The following is a 24136-nucleotide window of genomic DNA, read 5'->3' as shown; positions in this document are numbered from 1 at the left end:
CGCCCTGGGCGGTTTTTTTCATTTTTTACACAAATCCCTTTGAGTTCCGTCCGGTTTTATGTCATACTGGAATCAGACCAAACCACATGCAGAAAGAGGCGTTTTCATGGACAACCGCACCGAAAGACAGAAATACCTGCGCCTGCTCGCACAACAGTATCCCAACGTGCGCGCGGCCAGCAGCGAGATCATCCACCTACAGGCCATCCTCAGCCTGCCCAAGGGCACCGAGCATTTCATGAGCGATCTGCACGGCGAGGCCGAGGCTTTCGTGCATATCCTGAACAACGCTTCGGGCGCTGTGCGGGAAAAGGTGGACATCGTGCTGCGCGACGCTCTGCCCGCGGACGAGCGCGCGCGGCTCGCCACGCTCATCTATTATCCGGAGGAAAAGCTTTCCGAGCTGGCCGACGCGGCCCCTAACCGCGCGGAGTGGTACCGCATCACCCTGCGCCGGCTGATCGAGATCTGCCGCCTGTGCGCCTCCAAATATACGCGCGCCAAGGTGCGCCGCGCGCTGCCCGTCTGGAACGGTGACATCATCAACGAGCTGCTCAACAAAAACAATGATATCTTCAACAAGCGCGAGTATTTCGACACGGTTATCGCCTCCATCATCGAAACCGACTGCGCGGAGGAATTCATCATCTCCATGTGCAACCTGATCAAGCGCCTGGTCGTCGACCACCTGCACATCGTGGGCGATATTTTTGACCGCGGCCCGCGCGCGGACATCATCATGGACCTACTGATGGAGCACCACTCGGTCGATATCCAATGGGGCAACCACGACGTGCTGTGGATGGGCGCCGCCACGGGCAGCCGCACCTGCATCGCAACCGTCCTGAGCAACTCGATCACCTACAACAATCTGGATGTCATCGAGACCGGCTACGGCATCAGCCTACGCCCGCTCGCGCTGTTCGCGGATGAAACCTACCGCAGCTCGGACATATCCTGCTTTCTCCCCAAGACCGTGGAGGAGGGCGAGCAGTCCAAGGTGGATGTCACCCGCGCCGCGCGCATGCACAAGGCAATCGCGGTCATCCAGTTCAAGCTGGAGGGTCAGACCATCATGCGCAACCCCTCGTTCCGCATGGACGACCGCTTGCTGCTCGACAAAATCGACTTCTCAGGCGGCACGGTGCGGCTCCCCTCGGGCGTTTACCCGCTGCGCGACTGCGATTTCCCGACCATCGACCCTGCCGACCCCTACCGCCTGTCCGAAGCCGAGGCCGAGCTGATGGGGCAGCTCAAAAACTCGTTCCTGCGCAGTGAAAAGCTCCAGCGTCATATCCGCTTCCTCTATTCCAAGGGCGGGCTGTACAAGTGCTTCAACGGCAACCTTCTGTACCACGGCTGCATCCCGATGGACGACAGGGGAGAATTCCTCACGTTCTCGTTCGGCGGGAAAACGCTTTCCGGCAAGGCGCTGATGGACTGGTGCGAAACCGCCGCGCGACAAGGCTATTATGCCCGCGAGGGAACGCCGGAGCGGCAGTTCGGCAAGGATTTCCTATGGTTTTTGTGGTGCGGGCGCAACTCCCCCTCGTTCGGCCGCGACCATATCGCAACGTTTGAGCGCCGCCTGATCGCCGATCAGGCGACCTGGGCCGAGCCAAAAAACCCCTACTATTCCTTCTACAACGAGGACGCCGTGTTCGTGCGCATTCTGCGCGAATTCGGGCTGGAGGGCGAGCACTGCCATATCGTCAACGGCCATGTGCCGGTCAAGACCAAGGACGGGGAAAGCCCGATCAAGGCGGGCGGCCGCCTGATCGTGATCGACGGCGGCTTCTGCCGCGCGTACCAGCCCACCACCGGCATCGCGGGCTATACGCTGGTATACGATTCCTGGGGCATCCACATCACGGCACACGAGCCGTTTCCAGGCAGACGCAACGCCATTCGGGACAACAAGGATATCCTGTCCACCTCCATGGCGTTCGACCGGTCGGAAAACCGCATCCGCATCAGCGAGACCGACAACGGCCGCGCGCTTCAGCAGACGATCGACGACCTCAAGGACCTGCTGGCCGCGTTCCGGCGCGGCGAGATCAAGGAGGATAACAGCGGCGCCGAATAAGCGCCGCCCGTCCGTCCACGCACAGCAAAAAACCGCAGCCTGACGGCTGCGGTTTTTTCATAGCAACGCTTACTCCGCTACGGCGATCGAGCGGAAATTTTCCAGATAATAGTCCGCGTTTTCATCATCCATGATTACGCAGACCAGATTGCCGACGCTGTCGATCTTGACGTTTTCGTCCGCCACGCCCACGCAGATCCACTTGCGCGGGTCCACGCTTTCGGCCAGCTTGCTCTTGGCCGCGTCCACGTCCGCACCGTCCGCAAGGCGGAGCAGGACCACCGAGTGCGCCTGCGAGGTGATCGCGGACTCGGAGGCAAGGCCGGCCTCAAACGCGATATCCTCGGTGCCGAGGTACCACTGCAGCCCTCGGCTCATGCCGTCCGCGCCCATGCCGCTGTACAGCGGAGTCTGCATGACCATGCCGCCGTACGGCTTATTGCCATAGACCTTTTCCATCAGCGAAACCAGAGCGGCGTCCGCCTCCGGCTCCTGCGGTTCCTCCGGCGACTGAGGCTCGTCGGATTTCTTGTAGCCCCATTCCGCTTCGCCGTAGGGCTTCATAAACAGGTCGTAGTACTCATCATAACGGGCGGCGTAAACACTCTCGATCTGCGGGTCGAATGTATAGGCTGTGCCGTCGATTGTGATCTCGGTCCAAGCGTGTACCGATTCGCTGCCCTTGGGGCTGACGCCCGTGCCGACGACCGTCTTGGCATCATAGCCGACCTGGCGCGCCAGATAGGTGAACAGGGATGCCCAGGAGTAGCAGTTTCCCCTGCCCGTTTTGAGCATGTTGATCGCCTGCTCGATCTCCCAGCCGGCCTTGGAGGTATCGACCTCGCCAATGCCCAGATAGCCAAACGAACCCTTGGCGTACAAGTATACCGCCCTCAGGCGCTCCATCTGGGTCAATCCGTCCTTCAGCACGTTGCCCACCGCCGGAGCGAGCAACCGATCCAGCTCCTCCGAGCCGGTCGTGTAGCGGCCGTTACGGTCCAGCTCCAGATTGTCGATCACCACGTTGTGATCAAACTGCCCGTCCGCGTTGACATGGAACAGCATGCCGCTTATGTTCTGCCAACCTTCCGCCAGACCGGAAACCTCCCTGTCAAAGCCGGTCCAGCTCTCGATCCCGTCGGTTATCTCATATTCGTGGTCTGTGGTCGCTTCCAGCATGTCCAGATAAGCCCAGTGCGTATCCGGCACGTCCGGCATGATGCGGATGCCCTCGCTGGTAGCAGCCGTCACCGCGTCGCCCGCACGGCCCAGCACGCGGTTGAGGATGGCGACGGTTTCCGCGCGGGTGATCGGGTCGTCCGGCCGGAACAGGCCGGACGGGTCGCCGGAGATCCAGCCCTGCGCCAGCGCGGTCTGCACCGCGCCGTGCGCCCAGTGGGAGGCGGGTACGTCGGCAAACGTCCGCTCCGTGCCGATATCATCATGCGGGAAGCGCGCGAGGATGGTGACGAACTCCGCGCGGGTAATCGCCATGTCCGGCAGGAACGTGCCGTCCGCATAGCCGCTCACCAGGCCGAAGCCAGCCATCTGGCGCACCGCGTCCGCGTACCACGCGGAAACGTCCACATCCGTGAACAGATGATCCCCGTTTGCCGCTTTTGTGGTCAGGAGTGAAGCGATCAGCTTGCACGCCTCCGCGCGGATGATCGGGATATCCGGCCGGAACGTGCCGTCCGCATAGCCGTTCATATACTGCATGTGGTCGGCCGTATTAAGCTGCGGCACGGGCGCGCCGTCTGTTTCATTCGAGGCGGCGGCGCATGCGGAAATCGGCAGTGTCGTTACCGCCATCAGCGCCGCAAGCGAAGCCGCGGTCAGTCTTTTTTTCATGTGTTTGGGATTCCCCTTTCCTGATTCTCTGGAGGGTTAGACGGAGCCGCCGCCGTCCGGTTCCCTGTCCCCCGCGTTTTTTTGTGTTTTTTCCGTTTTATCCTGCTGCTCCGCCTCATCCGGATCAAGCACGATGGGGATAAGCGACGCCGCCAGCTTCCCCCTGCCGCGGGTCTTGACGTAAAAGAACCCGATCGCGGAAAAAATGACCGCGCCGACAAAATTCACCAGCAGATCCTTCATCGTGTCGATCAGGCCGATATCCAGATAGCCGCCTGGGAACTGCATCCAGTCCTTCCCGTTAACGATCAGGCTCTCGATCGGTTCATGCACGACCGTGTTGAGACCCGTGGGGTTGAGGGACACGGAATTGACCGTTTGGACGAGGAAATCCTTTTGCATATCCGTTCCGAAAAACTGATCCATGCCGAATTCAAAAAACTCCCACAAAACGCCAACCGTCATGGAAAAGCAGAACGCCACGATCGCCAGGAACAGCGGCGACAGCTTAAAGGAAAACCGCTCACTCCGGTTGAACAGATCGATCAGGGAGAAGCCGACCGCCGCGACCAGAAAGCCGTTGATAGTGTGCAGCATGGTGTCCCAGCCGGGTATGATCGTATAAAACGAGTTGATTTCGCCCAGTATTTCCGCCGCATAGATAAAGCAGTAGATGATCCCCTCCATCAAAGGCGGGATATCGATTGCCAAGCTGCGCTCGATCAGCATGGGTACGCAGAACAGGATCAGCGCGAGCAGCGCCACGAACATATTCTCATAGCGGTGCATGAAAGCCGAACGGATGAACGTCAGAATGATAAAAAAGGACAGCACGCCGCGGATGGTCAGCCGCCGCCGCACCCGCCTGCGCGTTTCTACCGCGCTTTCTGCCTTTGCCGGTTTATTTCTTCTTTTGAACATGAGCTCTCCTCTCCGCCGGTCTGTGATTTCCAACTATCATACAGTATAGCATACCACGCGGCAAAAGGAAAGGATGCTTTCCCCGCTCTTTTTTGTCCGCCGCCCTGCCGGCCGCCTCCCCCAAATTTTATTTCGTTTCAATCCGGCTCTTGACAAATAGCGCGCCGGCGGTTACAATAAAAGCGTTATCCGCGGGTGTAGTTCATCGGTAGAACGGCAGCTTCCCAAGCTGCATAGGTGGGTTCGACTCCCATCATCCGCTCCATATCCCGAAAGGCCCCCCTGAAAACAGGGGGGCCTTGTTTTACCGGCTTGCCCTTCCGGCGCTGGTCGGGATGCATTCCCTTATCGCCATACCGCTATCCATATGCGGTTCGCCAGGGCGTGCAGCCCGTCCTCCAGCCTTGCGGCCACGGCGCTCAGAAGCAGCCATGCCAAGCTGTAAGGCAGGCAGATCTGCCCCATAAAATTGAGGGGCATATCGCTGTAATCCCACACATTCCATCCCAGCCACCTGTTTACGATCAGCCCCGTCGCCAGTTCCAGCAACGTCACCGCCGCCGCGCCGGCCGCAGCCTGCGCCCAGAGCGGCGGCGCGCAGCCCTGCCGCTCGTTGAGCCGCCCGATCACGACAAAGCACACGCCGCCCAGCAGCAGCATGGTCGGATGGCTGCGGCCGCGCCACAACACCTCTATCCCCATGTAGACCAAGCCGCCCAACACGCCGAACACGGCATGCTCCACAACCGATCGCTTCATTTCTTCCCCCTCCTGCCGCCTGTCTAACCGCCTGATCGTCGAAATCCTGCGTTTTTTGTGGAAAAACAAAATTCCCTGTGGTATAATGCCTTATATCCTAACCAATGCTTCAAGGAGTGTCTATGAGTCAGCCTCTTTACCCCCGCCGGCCGCAGCGCCGCGCGAAAAAATCCAGGCGGCTGCTGCTGTTGGCGCTGGCCGCTGTTTTCCTCGTGTCTACCGCAGTAACCATATTCGTGGCATACCACGCCCACCACAGCATCATCAAAAACGCGCTCGGCCTGCGCAATATCCAGGTGGATCATGTCCTGCTGCAGACCGGCAGCCCGTTCTATACATATGAGGACAGCGGAAAAAATATTATCGCCTCGCCGGGCATCGACGTTTCCACCTTCCAAGGGGAAATCGACTGGCAGGCGGTCAAGGAATCGGGCGCGGAATTCGCCATCATCCGCGCCGCCTACCGCGGCTATGAAACCGGCCGGCTCGTGCCGGACGATACGTTTGAAAAAAATATCCAGGGCGCCGCGGACGCCGGCCTGCAGGTGGGCGTCTACCTTTACTCCCAGGCCCTGAACGAAGCCGAGGCCGAGGAGGAGGCCGATTACCTGCTCGATTTGATCCGCGACTATCCGGTCGGGTATCCGGTTGTATACGACCAGGAGGAATACTCAGCGGGTCAGACGCGGACGGACGGCCTGAGCGGCGAACAGGCGACGCTGAACGCGTTCGCTTTCTGCCGGCGCATTTACAAGGCCGGCTACTTGCCCATGATCTATGTCAATACCGACTGGGCGCACAATATGTACGATATGGAAAAGCTCGACCACTATCCGGTCTGGTATGCGGACTATACGGCAAGCCCCTCCCTTCCGGGCGGCTTCGCCATGTGGCAGTATACGGACGAGGGCCGGATTTCCGGCATCGAAGGGCCGGTCGACCTGAACCTGCTGTTCCTGCCCGCGGAATGAGCATCCGGCAAACCAGCCTCCTGCGGAGGCTGGTTTTTTTATAAATCCCCCAATCATGGGAGCCTATGCCGTAAAAGGCTGATATTACCACGCCTGCTTGAGATTATAATTGCTATCCCCGCATAATCCTGTTACAATAAAAACAAAGACAGTGTGCGGTCCTTTCACATGTGCCGCCGCGTACCGGCGCGGCGCGCCGCACAGCGCCCCAACCGCATCAGGACAAGGAGGAATATTATGAACACAGCGGGTACGATCCCCTCCGCCGAGGATATCAAGCGCGTTAAAGGGCTTGGCTTCCTGCGGGATAAGAACACAAAGGATTGCTTTAACGGCCGCGTCATCACCCGTAACGGTAAGATCACCGCCGCGGAAAGTCGCGCGATCGCCGAAGCCGCCGAGCGCTTCGGCAACGGCGAAATCGCCATGACCACCCGCCTGACCGTCGAGATCCAGCATGTCCCCTATGACAATATCGAGCCGATGCGCGCGTTCCTCAAGGAGCACGGCCTGGAAACCGGCGGCACCGGCCCAAAGGTCCGGCCGGTCGTTTCCTGCAAGGGTACAACCTGCCAGTACGGCCTGATCGATACCTATGCGCTCTCGCGCGAGATACACGACAAGTTTTTTATCGGCTGGCATGAGGAGCGCCTGCCGCACAAGTTCAAGATCGCGGTCGGCGGCTGCCCGAACAACTGCGTCAAGCCCGACCTGAACGATATCGGCGTCATCGGCCAGCGTGTACCCGCCCACGATATGGACAAGTGCCGCGGCTGCAAGGTCTGCCAGATCGAAAAGGCCTGCCCGATCGGCGCCAGCAAGCTGGGCGACGGCAAGCTGGATTTCAACAGCGAGGCTTGTAACCACTGCGGGCGCTGCTACCAGAAGTGTCCGTTCGGCGTAGTCGGCGCCAAGGTGCAGGGCTATGCGGTCTATATCGGCGGGCGCTGGGGCAAGCGCACCGCTATGGGCCGCAAGCTCGACCGCATTTTCACCGATAAGGACGAGGTGCTCGCGGTCATCGAACGCGCGCTGACGCTGTTCCGCGACCAAGGCAGGCAGGGCGAGCGCTTTTCGGACACCATCGCCCGCCTGGGCTTTGAAACCGTGCAGCAGCAGCTTCTCGCGGACTGAGCTTCCCTGTTTTTTCGGGCTTCCCCCAAAAGGGAAGCCCTTTTTATTGCTTTTTTTGTTTTGGTATGCTAATATTTAGTTAGTATAAGTAACTGATGGAAAGGCGGTGCATATATGGCCAGCGCAGAGCAGCTCAATTCCTTTCTGGTCGATATGTTCGGCCGCATCAATAAAATTGAGGAGCGCGTCATGGCAGAAGGCCTGGGCAGCGCGGTTTCGATCACCGAAATCCATATCATCGAAAAAATCGGAGCGCTTGAGCCGATCCGCATGAGCGAGGTCGCGCGCTCAATCGGCGTCACGCTGGCCACCCTGACCGTGGCCTGCGACAAGCTGGAGGCAAAAGATCTCGTGCGGCGCTCGCGCGACAAAAGCGACCGTCGCGTGGTCAACGTCACGCTCACCGACAAGGGTCGCGCGGCTTACGAATACCACCGCGCGTTCCACGACCGCATGATCGCGTCGGTCATGGACACGCTCTCGCCCGAGCAGGCTGCTATTCTGGCGCAGAGCCTGGAAAAGCTGCAGGACTTCTTCCAGCAGGAAGAGGCCGGAATGGGGGGCGCCGCAAATGGATAACCTGATTTTCTGTCTCAACGCCACCGTACCAATTTTTGTCCTGATTATTTTGGGCAAGCTGCTGCAGCGGTGGCATTTTTTCTCTCCCGCCACGATGAAGGATATGGACAACCTGGTGTTCAAATTGCTGCTGCCCATTTCTCTCTTCCGCAGCATCTCCTCTAACAGCATCGCCGAGCAGTTCGACCTGCGTTTTTTCCTGTTCTGCTTCTGCGCGACGCTGCTCTCGTTCTTCGTGATCTGGGCGGGCGCGAGCCTGCTGCTGCCCGAAAAGGCCATGGTCGGCGCGTTCACCCAGGGTGCTTTCCGCGGCTCCCAGGCGATCCTCGGCATGGCTTTTATGATGAACCTTTACGGCAACGCCGGCCTGGTGCCGTTGATGATCCTGGCAAGCGTACCACTGTTCAATATTTTCTCGGTCGTTGCGCTCACGCTGAGCGCCGCCGAACCCTCTCAGAAAAAGGGGCTTGCGGGCCGCACGCTTCACGGCGTAGTCACCAACCCCATCATCCTCGGCATCCTGATCGCGCTGCCGTTCTCTTTCCTGCAGGTCGAGTCCCCCGCCATGGTGGCCAAAACGCTCGACGCGCTGGCAAACTGCGCCACGCCACTCGCCCTGCTCAGTATCGGCGCGAGCTTTGAGGGCGCCAAAGCGTTCAAGAAGATCGTACCAACCTCGGCTGCGTCGTTCATCAAGCTGGTCGGCCTGCCGATCGTGTTCCTGCCGGTTGCTGTCTGGATGGGCTTCCGCGGGCAGGCGCTTGTGACCATCCTGATTATGCTTGGCACGCCCGCCCCTCCGGCCGGCTACGTTATGGCGAAAAAGCTGCACGGGGATGCGGAACTCGCCTCCTCCATCGTTGTTGTGACCACCGCGTTCAGCGCGGTGACGCTGACCGTACTGCTGTACATCGTACGCGTGCTCGGACTGGTCTGACCGCCGTGTCCGCACGCAGCCAAAAGGAGTCTTTACCATGGATATTATTGTCAAAAAATTTGAGCCGTCGCTGAATGCGGCGGCGGTCGCAATCTGGAACGAGGTCGTCGAGGAGGGCATGGCTTTCCCGCAGACCGAGACGCTCGATCATCCCTCCGGTCTGGCGTTCTTTAGCGAGCAGTCCTTTACCGGCGTTGCGGTCGATCAGGAGAGCGGCCAGGCCGTCGGCCTTTATATCCTGCATCCCAACAACGTGGGCCGATGCGGCCACATCTGCAACGCGAGCTATGCCGTAAAAAGCGGGCTGCGCGGGCAGCATATCGGGGAGACGCTCGTGCGGCACTGCATGGAAGCCGCCAAGGACCTCGGCTTCCGTGTGCTGCAATTCAACGCGGTCGTCCGCACCAACGCGCCCGCGCTCGCGCTGTACCGGCGGCTCGGCTTTGTACAGCTCGGCATCATCCCCGGCGGCTTCCGCAGGAAGGACGGCCGATACGAGGATATCATCCCGCACTACCATGTTCTGTGACCGTATATATCATTGACATTATCCCTTCATACTGGTATTGTAAAGATAACAATGCCAGCATGGAGGGATTTGCTATGCCGGATTTTTCTGCGATGGATGTACTGCGTTTTTTTGACCGCCGCCCGCGCGAGCTTGAACTGTACCAGGCTTTTGCCGCCAAGGTGCTGGCTGCCCGTCCGGATACCCATATCCGCGTGCTGAAAAGTCAGATCACCCTGGAAAACCGGCACGGGTTTGCGTTTGTCTCCCTGCCGCGCCGCAAGGTCGGCGAGCCGTCTGTCGTGGTCAGCATCGGGCTGCCGTACCGGATATCCTCACCGCGCATCTGGATGGCGGTCGAGCCGTACCCCAACCGATGGACGCACCATCTACTTCTCTCAGATGAGACACAGCTCGATGCGGAGCTGATGGGCTGGATAACAGAAGCCGCCGCATTTGCGGCGGCCAAATAAGCCCACTTTTGGCCACACCCTGCAAGGAGGTTCTATGCTCACCTATCATCTCGATCCGCACGCCAAAACCCCGCTGTATGAACAACTCTACCGCGCGGTGCGCGCGGATATTATGTCCGGCACGCTCGCGGGCGGCGAACGCCTGCCCAGCAAACGGCAGCTCGCCGCCAACCTGCGCATCAGTCAGATCACGGTCGAAACCGCTTACAGCCAGCTTCTGGCCGAAGGTTATCTGGTTTCCGAGCCGCGGCGCGGCTATTTTGTGCAGCGTCAGCTCGCTGTGCCGGCCGCCCCGCCCCGCGTTGCGGCTGCGCAGGCACCGCAGCGTAACGCTCCGGAGCCGGTCTGCCGTTATGATTTCCGCACCAACATCGTGGACAACGGCTGCTTCCCGTTTTCCACCTGGGCGCGCTTATCGCGCAGCGTGCTGAGCGAATACTCCGACCGCCTGCTGCGCGTGACCGACCCCTGCGGCGCGTCTGAGCTGCGCGCGGAGATCGTTCGCTACCTGTACGATTTTCGCGGAATCAACGTGTCGCCGGACAATATTCTGGTGGGCGCGGGGTCGGAATACCTGATGCATCTGGTCATCCAGCTTTTGGGCCGCGACCGTGTGTACGCATTGGAAAACCCCGGCTACCGCAAGCTGTACCAGATCTTCGCGGTGAACGGCATCACAGCGCGCCCGATCCCGCTGGACAAGCAGGGCCTGCGCGCGGATGCGCTCGCCGCGAGCGACGCCTCCGTGGTCTACCTGACGCCCTCACACCATTTCCCGCTCGGCACGGTCATGCCCGCGGCGCGGCGGCTCGAGCTGCTGCGCTGGGCCTCCGCCGCTCCGGACCGGTATATCATCGAGGATGATTACGACAGTGAGTTCCGCTATGCCTCCCGCCCCATCCCCGCGCTGGGCGAGCTGGATCGCGCAGGCCGCGTGGTGTATGTCAACACCTTCGCCAAAAGCCTGGCGCCCGGCCTGCGCATCAGCTATCTGGTGCTGCCGGACGCGCTCATGGCCCGCTACCGCGCGCAGTTCTCGCTCTATTCCTCCACCGTACCCAGCTTTGACCAGCATACGCTCGCCGCGTTTATGCGCACGGGGGGCTTCGAACGGCATATCAGCCGCAGCCGCAAGGTGTACCAAGCGCGGCGCGACGCGCTCATGGCCGCGCTCGACCGGGAGCTGGCCGGCCTGCCGCACGAGGTTTCGCGCTCCGAAGCCGGACTGCACCTGCTGCTGCATATGCGCAGCGGCATGCTGGAAGGCGAGCTGATCAACCGGGCACGCGCGGTCGGGGTGCGGGTCTACGGTCTGTCCGCCTATTACACGCCGCCGGTCAAGCCGCCGCGGGCCACGCTGGTGCTCGGCTACGCCGGCCTGACCGAGCGCCAGATCGACGAAGCCGCCGCGCTTCTGCGTCAGGCCTGGGACGGCCGCTGAAGCAATAAGCCCTGATACTGTCAGGGCTTATTTTCTTCTTTTTCCTTATCCTCTTTCTTTACCGAGTGGGCGAACACCACCGACTGGTCTCCGAACCGCTCCCGCAGTGCATCCACCGTCCGGTCCAGCCGGCGCTGCTTTTCGCGCGCCTGCCGCGCTTCCGCTGCGTCAAACAGGGAAAGCTGCTCGCACGACTGCGCTTCGGGCAGCAGGTTCGCCGCCGTGACCGACAGCATCCGGATCGGCCTGCCGATCTGCCAGTGCGCGCGCAACAGGGCCATGGAAATATCGATCAGCGCGCGCGTGGAATTGGTCGGGCGTTCCAGCGTGACCTGCCGCGAGCGGTTGCGGAATTCCGGATCGCGGATGCCGAGCTGCACGGTCTGGCACACCAGCCCATGCCGCCGCAAGCGGCGGCCGACATTGTCGCACAGTGCGGTCAGCCCCATCCGGCATTCGTCCTCGCCCACCAGATTATGCGCGAATGTCATGCTGTTCCCCACGGATTTGACCTCGCGCTCCTCGTAAAACGGGCGCACCGGCTCGTCGTCCTCCCCGCGGGCGTAGCACAGCAGGGTGTCGCCCATTTTCCCGAAAACGCCGTGCAGGAACGCAGGGTCGCACACGGCCAGATCGCCTATGGTATACACGCCCAGGCGGCTGAGCTTATCCAGCGCATGCCGACCCACATACAGCAGCGCGCTGACCGGCAACGGCCAGACCTTGTCCTTGTAATTCCCGCGCGAAAACACGGTTGTCCCGTCCGGCTTTTTGTAATCGCTGCCCAGCTTGGCGAACGCGCGGTTGAACGACACGCCCACCGAGATCGTCAGCCCTACCTCCACGCGCATGCGGCGGCGCAGCTCGTCCGCGATCTGCTCCCCCGTGCCGAACAGATGTGCCGTTCCGGTTACATCCAGAAAGGATTCATCAATACCGAACGGGTCAACCAGATCGGTATACTGTAGGTACAACTCGTTGCACCGGCGTGAATATTTGACATACTCCGACCGGTGCGGCGCGACCAGGCGTAAGTCTGGACACTTACGCCTGGCCTGCCAGATGGTCTCGGCCGTTTGTACACCGAACGCTTTCGCTTTCTCATTTTTTGCAAGGATGATGCCGCGCCGGCTTTCCGGATCGCCGCAGACCGCGCTCGGCCCTTCGGCCAGCGTGGGGTCGAGCAGCGTCTCCACCGAGACATAAAACGCGTTACAGTCACAGTGCAGGATCGTGCGTTCCACAGCATCCCCTCCCACCGAACATTTGTTTCTTTTATTATACCGTGAAAATTCCGTCTTGACAACCGTATCCGATCAGGTCTATACTGAGTTTGCAAGCAAGGGTGCCGTGATGAGCGGCTGAGAGGGCGAGAGCCTAACCTTTTGAACCTGTTGGTTAACACCATCGTAGGGAAGCTGTCGCATCGCAGAACATTCAAATGCCCCGGTTTTACCGCATGGTGAAACCGAGGCATTTTTTCTTGCGGAAAAGAGGGGGTATTTTGATGAAAGTAAACGGACAAACACAGCCCTGCCCTGCGTTACTGACCGTGCAGGCCCTTGTGCAGTCGCGCGGCCTTGACCCGCAGCGCGTGGCGGTGGAAAAGAACGGGCATATCATCCCGCGCAGCCGCTTTGCAGAGGAGACGCTGTGCGACGCCGACACGGTCGAGATCGTACAGTTCGTGGGCGGAGGCTGAATACGATGGTTTTAACACAGAAAGAGCTGCACGACGCGCTCTCCGGCCGGCACGGCGCCGCTGTTCAGGCGCAGCTCGACCGCGCCGCGGTCGGCATCGCGGGGCTGGGCGGACTCGGCTCCCATATCGCCGTATCGCTCGCGCGGCTCGGGGTCGGCCGGCTAGTGCTTGTCGATTTCGACGTGGTCGATGTGACCAACCTCAACCGCCAGCACTATACCATGAAAGACATCGGCATCCCCAAAACACTCGCCCTCCTGGAACAACTAGAGGCAATCAATCCATACTTAAATTACGAAACGTATACCGAGCGCATCATTCCGGCAAACGCCGCCCGTCTGTTCGCGGGCTGCGACGTGGTATGCGAGGCGTTCGACCGCCCCGACCAGAAAGCCATGCTGATCGAAACGCTGCTCGAACAGCAGCCGAAAACCCCTATCGTCTCCGGCAGCGGCATGGCAGGCTTCGGCTCGGCCAACGCCATCCGCACGGAACGGCGGTTCGGCCGCCTGTACCTCTGCGGGGACGGAATGAGCGATGTATCCGACGGGCTGGGGCTGATGGCGCCGCGTGTCGCAGTCTGCGCGGCGCACCAGGCGGCCATGACGCTGCGCCTGCTGCTAGGCGAGCACGAACCGTAACGGGCAAAAAAGAAAAAGGCCCTGCGGGCCTTTTTCCGGATGGGGTCGGCGCTTACTCCTCACGGGGCAACTCAGAGGCGCAGTGCGCGCATTTGGTCGCCGCGATCGGGATATCGCTGCAGCAATACGGGCATTTCTTGGTCGTCGGGGCGGCGGGCGCGTCCGGCTTTCTTCCCAGGCTGGTCAGCTTGTTGACCGCCTTGAGCATGCAGAACAGCACGAACGCCATAATCAGGAAATTGATGACCGAGGTCAGGAACGCGCCGTACTTGAGTTCGATTCCCGCAATCTGCAGTGTGAACGCGCTCAGGTCGGTGTTGCCCGCCAAGCCGAGGAGCGGGTTAATCAGGTTATCGGTCAGCGAGGTCACAATGCTGGTGAACGCGCCGCCGATGATAACACCGATCGCCATATCCATCACGTTGCCGCGCAGCGCGAAGGACTTGAATTCCTCAATAAACTTTTTCATACTGGCACCTCAAAATCTTTTATTTTTCTCCCTTTTCATAGTATATCGACCTTTTTCGAGCCGGTCAAGCAAAAATTCACAAAAAAAGGAGTGCTTTTTATGGCAGACAAGCTGATTCTGGGCGGGCATGAATTCACCTCCCGCTTCATCCTCGGTTCGGGCAAATATTCGCTCGACCTGATCAACGCCGCCGTACATCACGCGGGCGCACAGATCATTACCCTCGCGCTGCGCCGTGCGAATGAAGGCGGCGTGGCCAACATTCTGGACTATATCCCCTCGGGCGTGACCCTGCTGCCCAATACCTCGGGCGCGCGCAACGCGGAGGAGGCCGTGCGCATCGCGCGCCTGTCGCGCGAATGTGGCTGCGGCGACTTTGTCAAAATCGAGATCATGCGCGACAGCAAATACCTGCTGCCCGACAATCAGGAAACCATACGCGCGACCGAAATCCTCGCCAAAGAGGGCTTTATCGTCATGCCGTACATGTACCCTGATCTGAATGTTGCCCGCGACCTGGCCGGCGCGGGCGCGGCGTGCGTCATGCCACTCGGTGCGCCGATCGGTACGAACAAGGGCCTGACGACACGGGAATTCATCCAGATCCTGATCGACGAGATCGACCTGCCCATCATCGTGGACGCAGGCATCGGCCGCCCCTCGCAGGCCTGCGAAGCCATGGAAATGGGCGCGGCCGCGGTCATGGCAAACACCGCGATCGCCACCGCGGGCGACATTCCGGCGATGGCGGCAGCGTTCCGGCAGGCGATCGAAGCGGGCCGCACGGCGTATCTCGCCGGATTAGGGCGCGTGCGCGAAACCGCGTCCGCCTCCTCCCCGCTGACCGGCTTTTTGCACGATTGAGCCGCGTCCCCCCGAAAACCGCAGGAAAGGAACTTTTTCATGAACGACAACAAGACGGAGATCGTCTCCGCAAGCTATATCACCGCCGAAACCGACCACATGGCGTACCAGCCCGGCATGGACGACATCGGCTCGGAAATACAGGACGGGGTTATCGCCCGTATGAACGCCTACGACGCGAACCGCTACACCGCCGCGGATGTGCAGCGCGCGCTGCAGCGTGATGTGCTGCAGCCCGAGGATTTCGCCGCGCTGCTGTCGCCTGCGGCCGCGCCTTTCCTCGAACAGATGGCGCGGCGCGCGCAGGCCGAAACGCGGAAGCACTTCGGCAACTCGGTGCAGATGTTCACCCCGCTGTACATCGCCAACTACTGTGAAAACTACTGCGTCTACTGCGGCTTCAACTGCCATAACAAGATCCGCCGCGCCAAGCTCGACGCGAAGGAGATCGAACGGGAGCTGCAGGCGATCGCGGCCACCGGCCTGCAGGAAATCCTGCTGCTCACCGGCGAAAGCCGCTCCATGTCGCCGGTTTCCTACATCGGCGAGACGGCCAGGTGCGCGCGCAAGTATTTCCGTGTGATCGGCGTCGAAATCTATCCGCTCAACGTAGAGGAATACGCCTACCTGCATGCGTGCGGCGTGGATTATGTGACCGTATTCCAGGAAACCTACGACGCGGACAAATACAAGACCCTGCACCTTGGCGGACATAAGCGCATCTTCCCCTACCGCCTGAACGCGCAGGAGCGTGCGCTGATGGGCGGCATGCGCGGCGTGGGCTTCGCGGCGCTGCTCGGCCTGTCCGACTTCCGCAGGGACGCGTTCGCGACCGGCCTGCACGCCCACCTCATCCAGCGCAAGTACCCGCACGCGGAGATCGCGTTCTCCTGCCCGCGTCTGCGGCCGATCATCAACAACGACAAGGTGGGGCCGAAGGACGTACACGAGCCGCAGCTTCTGCAGGTCGTGTGCGCCTACCGCATATTCATGCCGTTCGCGTCCATCACGATTTCGACGCGCGAGCGCGCGGACTTCCGTGACAACATCATCGGCATCGCCGCGACCAAGATCTCAGCAGGCGTCGATGTGGGTATCGGCGGCCATTCGGGCGAGGAAAAGGGCGACGAGCAGTTTGAAATCTCGGACGAGCGCTCGGTCGAGGAGGTCTATGATGCCATCTGCCGGCACGGGCTTCAGCCGGTCATGGCCGATTATCTGTACGTCTGACCACCGCAGGCATCCCACACGGGAGGGGGACTTTCTCCCGCAGCCTTTTGTCAGCCGCCGGAACACGGCGCGCCGCCGCGGACAGAGCGCACCGCATGCTGCGGCGGTCTGGGAAACGCCGTGTTCGGGTGACAATATAAGAAAAGGAGCATCAGCAAGCCATGAGAAACTATGCAACCCAGATGGACGCCGCCAAGCGCGGCATCGTCACGCCGGAGATCGAAACGGTCGCCAAAAAGGAGAACCGTCCGGTCGAGTTCATCATGGAACGCGTCGCAAAGGGTACGATTGCGATTCCGGCCAACATCAACCACAAAAGTCTGTCCGCGGAGGCGGTGGGCGACGGCACCCGTGTCAAGATCAACGTCAACCTCGGCATTTCGGGCGACTGCAAGGATTATGAGATGGAGATGCGCAAGGTACGCATGGCCATCGATATGGGCGCGGAATCCATCATGGACCTGTCCAACTACGGCAAGACCAATACGTTCCGCCAGCAGCTCATCGACCTTTCTCCCGCCATGATCGGCACGGTACCCATGTATGATGCAATCGGGTATCTGGAAAAGGACCTGCTGGAGATCTCCGCGCAGGATTTCCTGCGCGTGGTAGAGGCGCACGCCAGGGAGGGAGTGGACTTCATGACCATCCACGCGGGCCTCAACCGCCGCGCGGTCGAGGCCTTCATGCGCGAGGGGCGCAAAATGAATATCGTATCGCGCGGCGGCTCGCTGCTGTTCGCGTGGATGCAGATGACCGGCCACGAGAACCCGTTCTTCGAGTATTACGACGATGTGCTTGACATCCTGCGCCAATACGATGTGACCATTTCGCTCGGCGACGCGCTGCGCCCCGGCTGCCTGGCCGACGCCTCGGACGCGGGCCAGCTCAGCGAGCTGATCGAGCTGGGCAGCCTGACACGCCGCGCCTGGGCGCGCGATGTGCAGGTCATGGTCGAGGGGCCGGGCCATATGGCGATGGACGAAATCGCAGCCAACATGAAACTGCAGAAGCGCCTGTGCCACGGCGCGCCGTTCTATGTCCTCGGCCCGCTTGTAACCGATATCGCGCCCGGCTATGACCATATCACCTCGGCGATCGGCGGCGCAATCGCGGCGCAGGCCGGCGCGAATTTCCTATGCTACGTCACACCGGCCGAGCATCTGCGCCTGCCGGATGAGAACGACGTACGCGAGGGGATCGCTGCCAGCAAAATCGCGGCGCACGCGGCGGATATCGCGCTCGGCCTGCCCGGCGCGCGCGACCGCGACAACGCTATGGCCGAGGCCCGTCACCGGCTGGATTGGGAACGACAGTTCTCGCTCGCGCTCGATCCGGAAAAGGCCGAGCGATTTTACAACCAGGTGCCGCCGAGCGAACGGCACCAATGCTCGATGTGCGGCAAAATGTGCGCCGTGCGCACGACCAACCTCATTCTGGAAGGGAAAAAGATTGCGTTCTGCAGCGAAAAGGGCGCTTGCTGATGCAGACCGTTCCGGCAGGCCCGCCTTCCAGAAGATAAGAAAAACAGGCCGCGGCGCGGCCTGTTTTTTACGCTTCCCACGCGGCAGCCTTTTTACCGGCAGGGGGTATAATCGATTTCCGACCGCTCCTCCGTCGCCTCCAGCTTGAAGATGACAGGCCGCAGCCCATCGTTGCAGCTACAGATCGCTACGCCCGGCTTGCGGATCCAGTCGCCATAATAAAACGTTTCCTTTCCCGCGCCGTGTGCCAGCGCGAATACATACTGGTAGATGGCTTTCCACGCCTCGTCGCACAGCCCGTCCGGCTTGGCGTAATCAGCGTAGAACACCTGTCCCTCGCGGAGCATCGGGCAGGCCTTCAGCCCCTCGGCCCCATACTCCCGCGCGAGCTCTTCATCCAGCGTGGTTTTCAGCACCGTGATTTTTACCTTGTTCATATCCTTATCCCTCCTTTTCCCATTGTACTATAAAAGGGAAAGCGCGGGCAAGCCCGCGTCGGGAAATATCCGGTCCCGCCACGCGTCACAGGCTCCACAGCGCGGCAAAGCCCACGCGGAGCAGCGCGCCGCAGACGGCCAGCAGGATACAGAGCGCATACGGTGTGCGGCAGGTACGCAGCGAATACCGCCCCGTCGTTTCCCCGCTCTGCCACACCATCGCGCAGGCCGCCAGCAGGGCGGAAACGCTGAGCACAGCGGGTATGCCGGCCGCGCACAGCGAAAGCAGCAGGCTTTCCTCCCGCCCGACGCCGACCGCTACGGTCAGCGCAAGCACAAAGCCGCGCGCCGCTGCCAGTCCGGACAGGAAAAACGCCGCCGGACGCAGCAGCACGCATACTAGCGGCAGCGCCACCCATAGCACCGCGCACAGCACGCTTTTCACCGCCTGCCCCGGCAGCGCTGCAAGCATGGCGGTCAGCTCGACCGCACTGTCTCCCTCGCTGGCATGCAGGCCGGTGAGTCCGCCCGCCAGCGCGCCGCACAAAAACATGGCGCACAGGAACAGGAACGCCGGCGTGCGCACCAGGGAATCAAAAAAACCGAGAATATGCTGTTTCTTCATACGTCTCCCCCTCACGGAAGGTCATGAAACAACATATTCTCGGTTCGGAATTTTTAGAACCCGCTTCAGCGGCAGAGCGCGTCCACCATATCGCGGCAGGGCTGGTGCAGGAACAGCCGCACTCCGTCGTCGATCGCATAGGTCGCATACAGGCCGCCGTCCTCGCCGCGGTGGATGGTAGCGGCGATGATCTCCGTCCCAAAGACCACGCGCTCCTTGACGAACGCGATATCCACTGCGCCGCTGTCGCAGATGGTGACCAGCGTCCGCCCGCGGGTACACTGGGAAATCGGCGCAAGCTCGGTCCCCATCTCACGCCTGGATGCGCAGACCAGCACGATCTCGCTGTTGACCACGGCCGCGGCGCTGCTTTCGCAGAGCTGCACACCGCGCCCCGCGGCCGCTTCGACCGCCGCCTTGTCCTGCTCGGACAGGAACATATTGCCGGCGGGGATGATCTGCCGGTCCAGAATCGCGCGGACTAGGCGCGGCACATATTCATCCTCACCGATTACAGCTACACGGATATTATGCGGCATACCATCATCTCCTTTACGAAGCACTGAAAAATACAGTATTCATTATACGGCACAATATACCACATCTGCAACGAATTTTACAAAAACTTCACCTTAATCGGCACTGTGCTCAATTATTGCACATTTTATCCATTGCTTTCAAGTAGATTGCACATTCCAGGCGTTTGCGCTCCATTTCGCAGCCCAGATCGTAGGAATCGTTCATATCGTGGTTCATATTGTAATTTGCCGCCGAGCATCCGCCCGAGCAGTAGAACTTTGCCCAGCATTTCTGACACTTGGGGCGCGAATAAATATTCATGCCAGCAAAACGGGCCGCGATGTCCATATCGAACGACTGGTCGAGTACGCTGCCCTGCTTGAATTCCTCCTTGCCGACAAACTGGTGGCAGGGATAGATGTCGCCGTCCGGCGTGACCGCGACATACTCGTAGCCCGCGCCGCAGCCGCGCAGCCGCTTGACCACGCACGGTCCCTGGTCCAGATCGACCATGAAGTGAAAAAATGAGAACGGCTTCCCCGCCTTTCTCCGCTCCAGCATGATCTCGGTCAGGCGGTCGTACTCGGCCTCTATCTGGGGCAGGTCGGCCTCGGTCAGGTCATAGCCGCAGCCCGGGTCCGCTGTGACCGGCTCGACCGAAAGGCGGTTGAAGCCCGCGTCCGCAATATGGACGACGTCCTCGGCAAAGTCCAGGTTGTGCGAGGTGAACGTACCCCGCGCATAATAGTCCTTTTCCGGATCACGGGCATCGACCAGCGCCTTGAACTTAGGTACAATCACGTCATAGCTGCCCGCGCCGGACACGGTCTTGCGGAACTCATCGTTGACCGACGGGCGCCCGTCGAGTGAGAGCACGACGTTATCCATATTCTCGTTGATATACGCCTGCTTGTCCGCATCAAGCAGCAAACCGTTGGTGGTGATGGTAAAGCGGAACTTTTTGCCATGCTTTTCCTCCAGACTGCGGGCATAATCGACCGTCTGGACAACCGTATCCCACGCCATCAGCGGCTCGCCGCCGAAGAAGTCCACCTCGATATTATGCCGCTTTCCCGAACGCGCGATCACAAAATCGATCGCCTTTTTCGCAATCTCCGGCGGCATAATCTTGCGCCCCTGGCCGAAATCGCCAGTGGATGCAAAGCAGTATTTGCACCTGAGGTTGCAGTCATGCGCGACATGCAGGCAAAGCGCCTTGACCGGCGCGCCGACCGGTATGTAGCGGCTGACATCGATATAGTCGTCCTCCGCAAACAGCAGGCCAGCCCGCTTCAGCTCGTACAGCTCGCCATAGGCCTCGCGCACCTCTTCCGCCGGATACTGCGGCAATGCGTCCACGATCGCCTGCGGGCATGCTTCCGCCATATCGGCATCGATCAGACCGGACACGGCATAGCACAGCTCGTCCAGCACATGCACCGCGCCGGAGTTGACATCCAGCACGAAGTGCAGCCCGTTTTTCACATAACGATGGATCATTTTATTATTTCCTCCGATAATACAGCAAACAAGGCGCGCCTTGACCGGCACGCCTTGCGATTGACTTCATGGAACCCGCGGTTACTTCGCGTGTTCACACTTCTGGTTGGCCACCGTGCAAGAGGTCTTGCAGGCGGACTGGCAGGAAGTCTGGCATTCGCCGCAGCCGCCGTGGGCCGCGGTCTGCTTCAGGGTGGCAGAGGTCAGCGTGGATACATGCTTCATGATAATTCCCTCCTACTTTTTCAAATGACTGTAACGCTTTTTCTTGCGCATACTGGCGCCCGCCAAGCCGCCGAGCGCCGAAGCGGCCAGCGCGCAGAGCAGGCTGATCGCAATACGTACGATATGTGCCGGCTGGTCGAGCAGCGCGGCTCCTGTGGCCAGCAGGATCAGAAAAACCAACATCCCCGCGCCGAGCGCCCAGAAGAATCTGCCGCCGGAGGCGCGCTTTGCGGAAATAAACGCCGCTGCCAGACAGCCAAGCGCCAGAAAGGCCAGGGCAACCGGAGCGATCAGCCCTTCTTCCAGCGTCCCGCGCTGGACAAAAACCGCTCCCACCAGCATCAGAAACAGGGTTGTCAACAAGCCAGCCGCTGCGGACGGCAACAAAATGCCGGCCGGCGACCGGCCCTCATTGGTTTTTCTCATAGCTTACGCATCCTCCCGCCGAACATATGATAGTTTAGCATATTCGGCAAGAATCAAGGATATTACTTAGCGTCCTTATTGGCATCCTTGGGGGCTTCGACCGTTTCGGTCGGCTCGGCCTCCTTGCCGCGGATCGCCCAGCGGTAAATCTTGAGCTTGGTGCGGTCGTTCGACGACTCGATGATCAGCACGTCGTCCTTGATGTTGACGACACGGCCAATGAAGCCGCCGATCGTAGAAATCTCATCGCCCACCGCAATCGAGTTGCGCATCTCGCGTTCCGCCTTGTCGCGCTTGCGCTGCGGACGGATCAGCAGGAAATAGAACAGAACGATGATAATGACCAGCGGAGCAAAGCTCATGATTGCATTCAGGTATTCCTGTCCACCTGGCATTTGTTACACCTCCTCGTGCATTTTGCCGTTAGTATTAATATTATACTGGATATTTTGCCAAAATACAAGCCCTATTTTCTCAGGCATAGGACATCCTGCGGCGCGCATAGGGTAGCGGTATTCCAACCGAAACGAGGTGCATGCCCTATGCTGTTTCCCGCCCTGCTCGCGCTCGGCGGCGCATTCTTTTTCTTCGTCCTGCGCGTGCAGGGCGCAGACGGTTCCTTCCCCAAGCCGCTCACGCCGGAAGAAGAGAGCCGGCTACTGCGCCGGATGCAGGAGGAGGGGGATGAAAAGGCCCGCGCGCTGCTGATCGAGCACAACCTACGGCTGGTCGCGCATATCGTCAAAAAATATTATGCCGCCAGCGCCGAACAGGACGACTTAATCTCGATCGGCACCATCGGGCTGATCAAGGCAGTCAACACCTTCAAGCCGGATAAAAACATCAAGCTGGCCACCTATGCCTCCAAATGTATCCAAAACGAGCTGCTCATGCACTTCCGCCAAAAGCGGAAATCCGCGGGCGAGCTGTCGCTCTCGGACGCGCTGGACACCGACGGGGACGGCAACGCGCTCGCGCTGCAGGACGTAATCTGCTGTGAGGACGACGGGCTTTCCGCGGTTGACGACCACGACCGGTATGACGCCATGCACCAAGCGCTCGCTCACAGTCTCTCCCCGCGAGAGCGTGAGATCATCCGCCTGCGTTACGGTCTGGGACTGCCCGCCCCGCTGCCCCAGCGGGAGATCGCCAAGCAGCTCGGGATCTCCCGAAGCTATGTATCCCGCATCGAAAAGCGGGCGCTGGAGAAGCTGCGCGACGCGCTTAAACAGGCGTAGCGGCGCCTTTTGTTGCCGCGCGGCGCGGTTTATGCTATACTGAGGAAAAGATGTGAAAAAGGAGCCAGCGCCATGAACCATATCCAGGACCGCATCCCGCTTGCAAACGGCACCGCCATCCCCTGTGTCGGCTTCGGCACATGGAAAACGCCCGCCAGTCAGGCGGCCGCTTCGGTTGCCGCTGCGCTCGCCGCGGGATACCGGCATATCGACACCGCAACCGCCTACCACAATGAACAGGCCGTGGGCGAGGCCGTCGCCGCCTCCGGCATCCCGCGCGGCGCGCTTTTCCTCACCACAAAGCTGTGGAATCCCGATCAGGGCTACCGTTCCACGCTCGCCGCATGCGACCGCTCTCTCTGCGCGCTGGGAACGGATTATGTGGATCTTTACCTGATCCACTGGCCGCACGACCCCAAATACTTTGACAACTGGCAGGAGGTCAACCTTGAAACCTGGCGCGCGTTTGAGGCGTTGTATCAGGCCGGCAAGGTCCGCGCGATCGGCCTGTCAAACTTCCGGCCCAGGCATATCGAAAACATCCTGCGCTCCTGTACGGTCAAGCCCATGGTTGACCAGATCGAGTTCCATCCCGGCATGGCGCAGCAGGAAACCGTATCGTTCTGCCGCACGCACGGCATGGCCGTCGAGGGCTGGAGCCCGCTTGGCTCGGGCCGCATATTCCAGGTGCCAGAAATCCAGGCCATGTCGGAAAAATACGGCCGCTCGGTCGCGCAGCTCTGTCTGCGCTGGGCGCTGCAGCATGACGTGATCCCGCTTCCCAAAAGCGTCACGCCCGCCCGCATTGCGGAAAACGCACGGCTTTTTGATTTTTCGCTTGACGAAGCAGATATGCGGACGTTGGACGCCCTGACCGGCTGCGGATGGTCCGGACTTGACCCCGATCACCTGGTATATTAATGGAAAGGGCGGCACGACCCGCGCGCAAGCCTGTGTCTGAATCAGAAAAAAAGCAGCTTTCCGCAAAGGAAAGCTGCTTTTTCAGTGGCAGCCGAAGAAGGATTCGAACCCTCACAAACAGAGTCAGAGTCTGTCGTGCTACCTTTACACAATTCGGCTATCAATGCTTGCCAGTCAAACTGACAGAAAGTATTA

General features: G+C 60.4%; 27 protein-coding genes, 2 tRNA genes and 1 riboswitch. Of the genes, 16 read left to right on the top strand and 13 right to left on the bottom strand.

Translation table 11 applies throughout. From position 1 onward, the window contains the following. The first annotated feature begins 106 nt into the window (after nt 1-106). Nucleotides 107-2086: a fructose-1,6-bisphosphatase gene (locus tag OCV66_RS09830; RefSeq protein WP_147574212.1), complete on the top strand. Its 1980-nt coding sequence runs from the start codon at nt 107-109 to the stop codon at nt 2084-2086. 69 nt (nt 2087-2155) lie between these two features. On the opposite strand, the gene OCV66_RS09825 is transcribed toward OCV66_RS09830, so the two are convergent. Together OCV66_RS09825 and OCV66_RS09820 are read right to left on the bottom strand one after the other, a co-directional pair. After that, entirely contained in the window at nt 2156-3937 is a 1782-nt protein-coding gene (locus OCV66_RS09825; RefSeq protein ID WP_054326720.1) for an S-layer homology domain-containing protein, read from the bottom strand. A gap of 36 nt (nt 3938-3973) precedes the next feature. Further along, nucleotides 3974-4858 carry a hypothetical protein gene (locus OCV66_RS09820; RefSeq protein WP_107631004.1) on the bottom strand — a complete coding sequence of 295 codons (885 nt, stop codon included), beginning with the start codon at nt 4856-4858 and terminating at the stop codon, nt 3974-3976. 191 nt (nt 4859-5049) lie between these two features. Between OCV66_RS09820 and OCV66_RS09815 the strand changes: the two genes are divergently transcribed. Beyond that, nucleotides 5050-5123, top strand: a tRNA-Gly gene (locus OCV66_RS09815). Nucleotides 5124-5203: 80 nt separating this feature from the next. Here OCV66_RS09815 and OCV66_RS09810 read toward each other — a convergent pair. Then, nucleotides 5204-5617: a putative ABC transporter permease gene (locus OCV66_RS09810; protein ID WP_054326719.1), complete on the bottom strand. Its 414-nt coding sequence runs from the start codon at nt 5615-5617 to the stop codon at nt 5204-5206. Between the two features lie 122 nt (nt 5618-5739). Between OCV66_RS09810 and OCV66_RS09805 the strand changes: the two genes are divergently transcribed. From OCV66_RS09805 to pdxR, 7 genes are all read left to right on the top strand, one after another. Beyond that, nucleotides 5740-6588 carry a glycoside hydrolase family 25 protein gene (locus OCV66_RS09805; protein ID WP_262564370.1) on the top strand — a complete coding sequence of 283 codons (849 nt, stop codon included), beginning with the start codon at nt 5740-5742 and terminating at the stop codon, nt 6586-6588. A 237-nt stretch (nt 6589-6825) separates the two neighbouring features. Then, nucleotides 6826-7722 (top strand): 4Fe-4S dicluster domain-containing protein, encoded by an 897-nt coding sequence (locus OCV66_RS09800; RefSeq protein ID WP_054326716.1) that lies wholly within the window; start codon nt 6826-6828, stop codon nt 7720-7722. Between the two features lie 114 nt (nt 7723-7836). Further along, nucleotides 7837-8301, top strand: a complete 465-nt coding sequence (locus tag OCV66_RS09795; RefSeq protein WP_054326715.1) for a MarR family winged helix-turn-helix transcriptional regulator — start codon at nt 7837-7839, stop codon at nt 8299-8301. Further along, nucleotides 8294-9238 (top strand): AEC family transporter, encoded by a 945-nt coding sequence (locus tag OCV66_RS09790; RefSeq protein ID WP_054326714.1) that lies wholly within the window; start codon nt 8294-8296, stop codon nt 9236-9238. Before OCV66_RS09795 ends, OCV66_RS09790 begins: the two co-directional genes overlap by 8 nt. A 37-nt stretch (nt 9239-9275) precedes the next feature. Then, nucleotides 9276-9767: a GNAT family N-acetyltransferase gene (locus OCV66_RS09785; protein ID WP_054326713.1), complete on the top strand. Its 492-nt coding sequence runs from the start codon at nt 9276-9278 to the stop codon at nt 9765-9767. 74 nt (nt 9768-9841) lie between these two features. Next, on the top strand, nt 9842-10219 hold the full coding sequence (locus OCV66_RS09780; protein ID WP_242977842.1) for a DUF5655 domain-containing protein: 378 nt from the start codon (nt 9842-9844) through the stop codon (nt 10217-10219). Nucleotides 10220-10253: 34 nt separating this feature from the next. Beyond that, nucleotides 10254-11660: a MocR-like pyridoxine biosynthesis transcription factor PdxR gene (pdxR, locus tag OCV66_RS09775; RefSeq protein WP_054326712.1), complete on the top strand. Its 1407-nt coding sequence runs from the start codon at nt 10254-10256 to the stop codon at nt 11658-11660. 20 nt (nt 11661-11680) lie between these two features. Here pdxR and dinB read toward each other — a convergent pair whose 3' ends face one another. Continuing rightward, nucleotides 11681-12904, bottom strand: a complete 1224-nt coding sequence (dinB, locus tag OCV66_RS09770; protein ID WP_054326711.1) for a DNA polymerase IV — start codon at nt 12902-12904, stop codon at nt 11681-11683. A gap of 87 nt (nt 12905-12991) precedes the next feature. Beyond that, nucleotides 12992-13094: riboswitch (TPP riboswitch) on the top strand. A 73-nt stretch (nt 13095-13167) separates the two neighbouring features. Between dinB and thiS the strand changes: the two genes are divergently transcribed. Together thiS and thiF are read left to right on the top strand one after the other, a co-directional pair. Further along, nucleotides 13168-13362: a sulfur carrier protein ThiS gene (gene thiS / locus OCV66_RS09765; protein WP_054326710.1), complete on the top strand. Its 195-nt coding sequence runs from the start codon at nt 13168-13170 to the stop codon at nt 13360-13362. 5 nt (nt 13363-13367) lie between these two features. Next, entirely contained in the window at nt 13368-14003 is a 636-nt protein-coding gene (gene thiF / locus OCV66_RS09760; RefSeq protein WP_054326709.1) for a sulfur carrier protein ThiS adenylyltransferase ThiF, read from the top strand. A 52-nt stretch (nt 14004-14055) separates the two neighbouring features. Here the strand turns inward: thiF and mscL are convergent, their stop codons facing one another. After that, the gene (gene mscL, locus OCV66_RS09755) at nt 14056-14472 is read right to left on the bottom strand and encodes a large conductance mechanosensitive channel protein MscL (protein ID WP_054326708.1); all 417 of its coding nucleotides are present in this window, start codon (nt 14470-14472) and stop codon (nt 14056-14058) included. Between the two features lie 99 nt (nt 14473-14571). On the opposite strand from mscL, the gene OCV66_RS09750 reads away from it, so the two are divergent. The 3 genes from OCV66_RS09750 to thiC all read left to right on the top strand — a co-directional run bounded on the left by OCV66_RS09750 (nt 14572) and on the right by thiC (nt 18050). Next, a complete protein-coding gene (locus tag OCV66_RS09750) occupies nt 14572-15336 on the top strand; it encodes a thiazole synthase (protein WP_054326707.1) in 765 nt (254 codons plus the stop codon). Between the two features lie 39 nt (nt 15337-15375). Further along, nucleotides 15376-16566, top strand: coding sequence for a 2-iminoacetate synthase ThiH (gene thiH, locus OCV66_RS09745; protein ID WP_054326706.1), 1191 nt, complete (start codon nt 15376-15378; stop codon nt 16564-16566). A gap of 161 nt (nt 16567-16727) precedes the next feature. Then, entirely contained in the window at nt 16728-18050 is a 1323-nt protein-coding gene (thiC, locus tag OCV66_RS09740) for a phosphomethylpyrimidine synthase ThiC (RefSeq protein WP_054326705.1), read from the top strand. A gap of 92 nt (nt 18051-18142) precedes the next feature. On the opposite strand, the gene OCV66_RS09735 is transcribed toward thiC, so the two are convergent. The 7 genes from OCV66_RS09735 to yajC form a co-directional block, all read right to left on the bottom strand. Then, nucleotides 18143-18487, bottom strand: coding sequence for a TIGR04076 family protein (locus OCV66_RS09735; RefSeq protein WP_054326704.1), 345 nt, complete (start codon nt 18485-18487; stop codon nt 18143-18145). An 85-nt stretch (nt 18488-18572) separates the two neighbouring features. Beyond that, entirely contained in the window at nt 18573-19112 is a 540-nt protein-coding gene (locus OCV66_RS09730) for a hypothetical protein (RefSeq protein WP_147574210.1), read from the bottom strand. 65 nt (nt 19113-19177) lie between these two features. Next, complete coding sequence (locus OCV66_RS09725) at nt 19178-19651, bottom strand: hypothetical protein (protein WP_054326702.1); 474 nt, start codon at nt 19649-19651, stop codon at nt 19178-19180. A gap of 109 nt (nt 19652-19760) precedes the next feature. Next, complete coding sequence (gene scfB, locus OCV66_RS09720) at nt 19761-21131, bottom strand: thioether cross-link-forming SCIFF peptide maturase (protein ID WP_147574209.1); 1371 nt, start codon at nt 21129-21131, stop codon at nt 19761-19763. 81 nt (nt 21132-21212) lie between these two features. Continuing rightward, nucleotides 21213-21356 (bottom strand): six-cysteine ranthipeptide SCIFF, encoded by a 144-nt coding sequence (scfA, locus tag OCV66_RS09715; RefSeq protein ID WP_078096990.1) that lies wholly within the window; start codon nt 21354-21356, stop codon nt 21213-21215. A 12-nt stretch (nt 21357-21368) separates the two neighbouring features. Next, nucleotides 21369-21782, bottom strand: a complete 414-nt coding sequence (locus OCV66_RS09710) for a TIGR04086 family membrane protein (protein WP_054326701.1) — start codon at nt 21780-21782, stop codon at nt 21369-21371. Between the two features lie 62 nt (nt 21783-21844). Continuing rightward, on the bottom strand, nt 21845-22177 hold the full coding sequence (gene yajC / locus OCV66_RS09705) for a preprotein translocase subunit YajC (RefSeq protein WP_054326700.1): 333 nt from the start codon (nt 22175-22177) through the stop codon (nt 21845-21847). A 147-nt stretch (nt 22178-22324) separates the two neighbouring features. Here yajC and sigK point away from each other — a divergent pair, with 147 nt between their 5' ends. After that, complete coding sequence (gene sigK / locus OCV66_RS09700; RefSeq protein WP_107631017.1) at nt 22325-23020, top strand: RNA polymerase sporulation sigma factor SigK; 696 nt, start codon at nt 22325-22327, stop codon at nt 23018-23020. Nucleotides 23021-23092: 72 nt separating this feature from the next. Next, complete coding sequence (locus OCV66_RS09695; protein WP_107631018.1) at nt 23093-23941, top strand: aldo/keto reductase; 849 nt, start codon at nt 23093-23095, stop codon at nt 23939-23941. 85 nt (nt 23942-24026) lie between these two features. Here OCV66_RS09695 and OCV66_RS09690 read toward each other — a convergent pair. Further along, nucleotides 24027-24100, bottom strand: a tRNA-Gln gene (locus OCV66_RS09690). Nucleotides 24101-24136 lie beyond the last annotated feature (36 nt).

It is taken from the genome of Agathobaculum ammoniilyticum (assembly GCF_025567315.1).
Classification (GTDB): Bacteria; Bacillota; Clostridia; order Oscillospirales; family Butyricicoccaceae; genus Agathobaculum; species Agathobaculum ammoniilyticum.
The sequence above is the reverse complement of the archived record's forward strand: the minus strand, read 5'-3'. Positions and strand labels throughout refer to the sequence as shown.

What these genes read in the sequence shown, in the direction of transcription:
- OCV66_RS09810 (WP_054326719.1), bottom strand. Translation starts at nt 5,617, where the DNA reads ATGAAGCGATCGGTTGTGGAGCATGCCGTGTTCGGCGTGTTGGGCGGC.
- OCV66_RS09820 (WP_107631004.1), bottom strand. Translation starts at nt 4,858, where the DNA reads ATGTTCAAAAGAAGAAATAAACCGGCAAAGGCAGAAAGCGCGGTAGAA.
- OCV66_RS09785 (WP_054326713.1), top strand. Translation starts at nt 9,276, where the DNA reads ATGGATATTATTGTCAAAAAATTTGAGCCGTCGCTGAATGCGGCGGCG.
- OCV66_RS09750 (WP_054326707.1), top strand. Translation starts at nt 14,572, where the DNA reads ATGGCAGACAAGCTGATTCTGGGCGGGCATGAATTCACCTCCCGCTTC.
- OCV66_RS09795 (WP_054326715.1), top strand. Translation starts at nt 7,837, where the DNA reads ATGGCCAGCGCAGAGCAGCTCAATTCCTTTCTGGTCGATATGTTCGGC.
- thiS (WP_054326710.1), top strand. Translation starts at nt 13,168, where the DNA reads ATGAAAGTAAACGGACAAACACAGCCCTGCCCTGCGTTACTGACCGTG.
- OCV66_RS09730 (WP_147574210.1), bottom strand. Translation starts at nt 19,112, where the DNA reads ATGAAGAAACAGCATATTCTCGGTTTTTTTGATTCCCTGGTGCGCACG.
- OCV66_RS09735 (WP_054326704.1), bottom strand. Translation starts at nt 18,487, where the DNA reads ATGAACAAGGTAAAAATCACGGTGCTGAAAACCACGCTGGATGAAGAG.
- yajC (WP_054326700.1), bottom strand. Translation starts at nt 22,177, where the DNA reads ATGCCAGGTGGACAGGAATACCTGAATGCAATCATGAGCTTTGCTCCG.
- thiF (WP_054326709.1), top strand. Translation starts at nt 13,368, where the DNA reads ATGGTTTTAACACAGAAAGAGCTGCACGACGCGCTCTCCGGCCGGCAC.
- OCV66_RS09790 (WP_054326714.1), top strand. Translation starts at nt 8,294, where the DNA reads ATGGATAACCTGATTTTCTGTCTCAACGCCACCGTACCAATTTTTGTC.
- OCV66_RS09800 (WP_054326716.1), top strand. Translation starts at nt 6,826, where the DNA reads ATGAACACAGCGGGTACGATCCCCTCCGCCGAGGATATCAAGCGCGTT.
- thiH (WP_054326706.1), top strand. Translation starts at nt 15,376, where the DNA reads ATGAACGACAACAAGACGGAGATCGTCTCCGCAAGCTATATCACCGCC.
- mscL (WP_054326708.1), bottom strand. Translation starts at nt 14,472, where the DNA reads ATGAAAAAGTTTATTGAGGAATTCAAGTCCTTCGCGCTGCGCGGCAAC.
- scfB (WP_147574209.1), bottom strand. Translation starts at nt 21,131, where the DNA reads ATGATCCATCGTTATGTGAAAAACGGGCTGCACTTCGTGCTGGATGTC.
- sigK (WP_107631017.1), top strand. Translation starts at nt 22,325, where the DNA reads ATGCTGTTTCCCGCCCTGCTCGCGCTCGGCGGCGCATTCTTTTTCTTC.
- OCV66_RS09830 (WP_147574212.1), top strand. Translation starts at nt 107, where the DNA reads ATGGACAACCGCACCGAAAGACAGAAATACCTGCGCCTGCTCGCACAA.
- OCV66_RS09695 (WP_107631018.1), top strand. Translation starts at nt 23,093, where the DNA reads ATGAACCATATCCAGGACCGCATCCCGCTTGCAAACGGCACCGCCATC.
- scfA (WP_078096990.1), bottom strand. Translation starts at nt 21,356, where the DNA reads ATGAAGCATGTATCCACGCTGACCTCTGCCACCCTGAAGCAGACCGCG.
- OCV66_RS09725 (WP_054326702.1), bottom strand. Translation starts at nt 19,651, where the DNA reads ATGCCGCATAATATCCGTGTAGCTGTAATCGGTGAGGATGAATATGTG.
- OCV66_RS09825 (WP_054326720.1), bottom strand. Translation starts at nt 3,937, where the DNA reads ATGAAAAAAAGACTGACCGCGGCTTCGCTTGCGGCGCTGATGGCGGTA.
- thiC (WP_054326705.1), top strand. Translation starts at nt 16,728, where the DNA reads ATGAGAAACTATGCAACCCAGATGGACGCCGCCAAGCGCGGCATCGTC.
- OCV66_RS09780 (WP_242977842.1), top strand. Translation starts at nt 9,842, where the DNA reads ATGCCGGATTTTTCTGCGATGGATGTACTGCGTTTTTTTGACCGCCGC.
- OCV66_RS09710 (WP_054326701.1), bottom strand. Translation starts at nt 21,782, where the DNA reads ATGAGAAAAACCAATGAGGGCCGGTCGCCGGCCGGCATTTTGTTGCCG.
- pdxR (WP_054326712.1), top strand. Translation starts at nt 10,254, where the DNA reads ATGCTCACCTATCATCTCGATCCGCACGCCAAAACCCCGCTGTATGAA.
- OCV66_RS09805 (WP_262564370.1), top strand. Translation starts at nt 5,740, where the DNA reads ATGAGTCAGCCTCTTTACCCCCGCCGGCCGCAGCGCCGCGCGAAAAAA.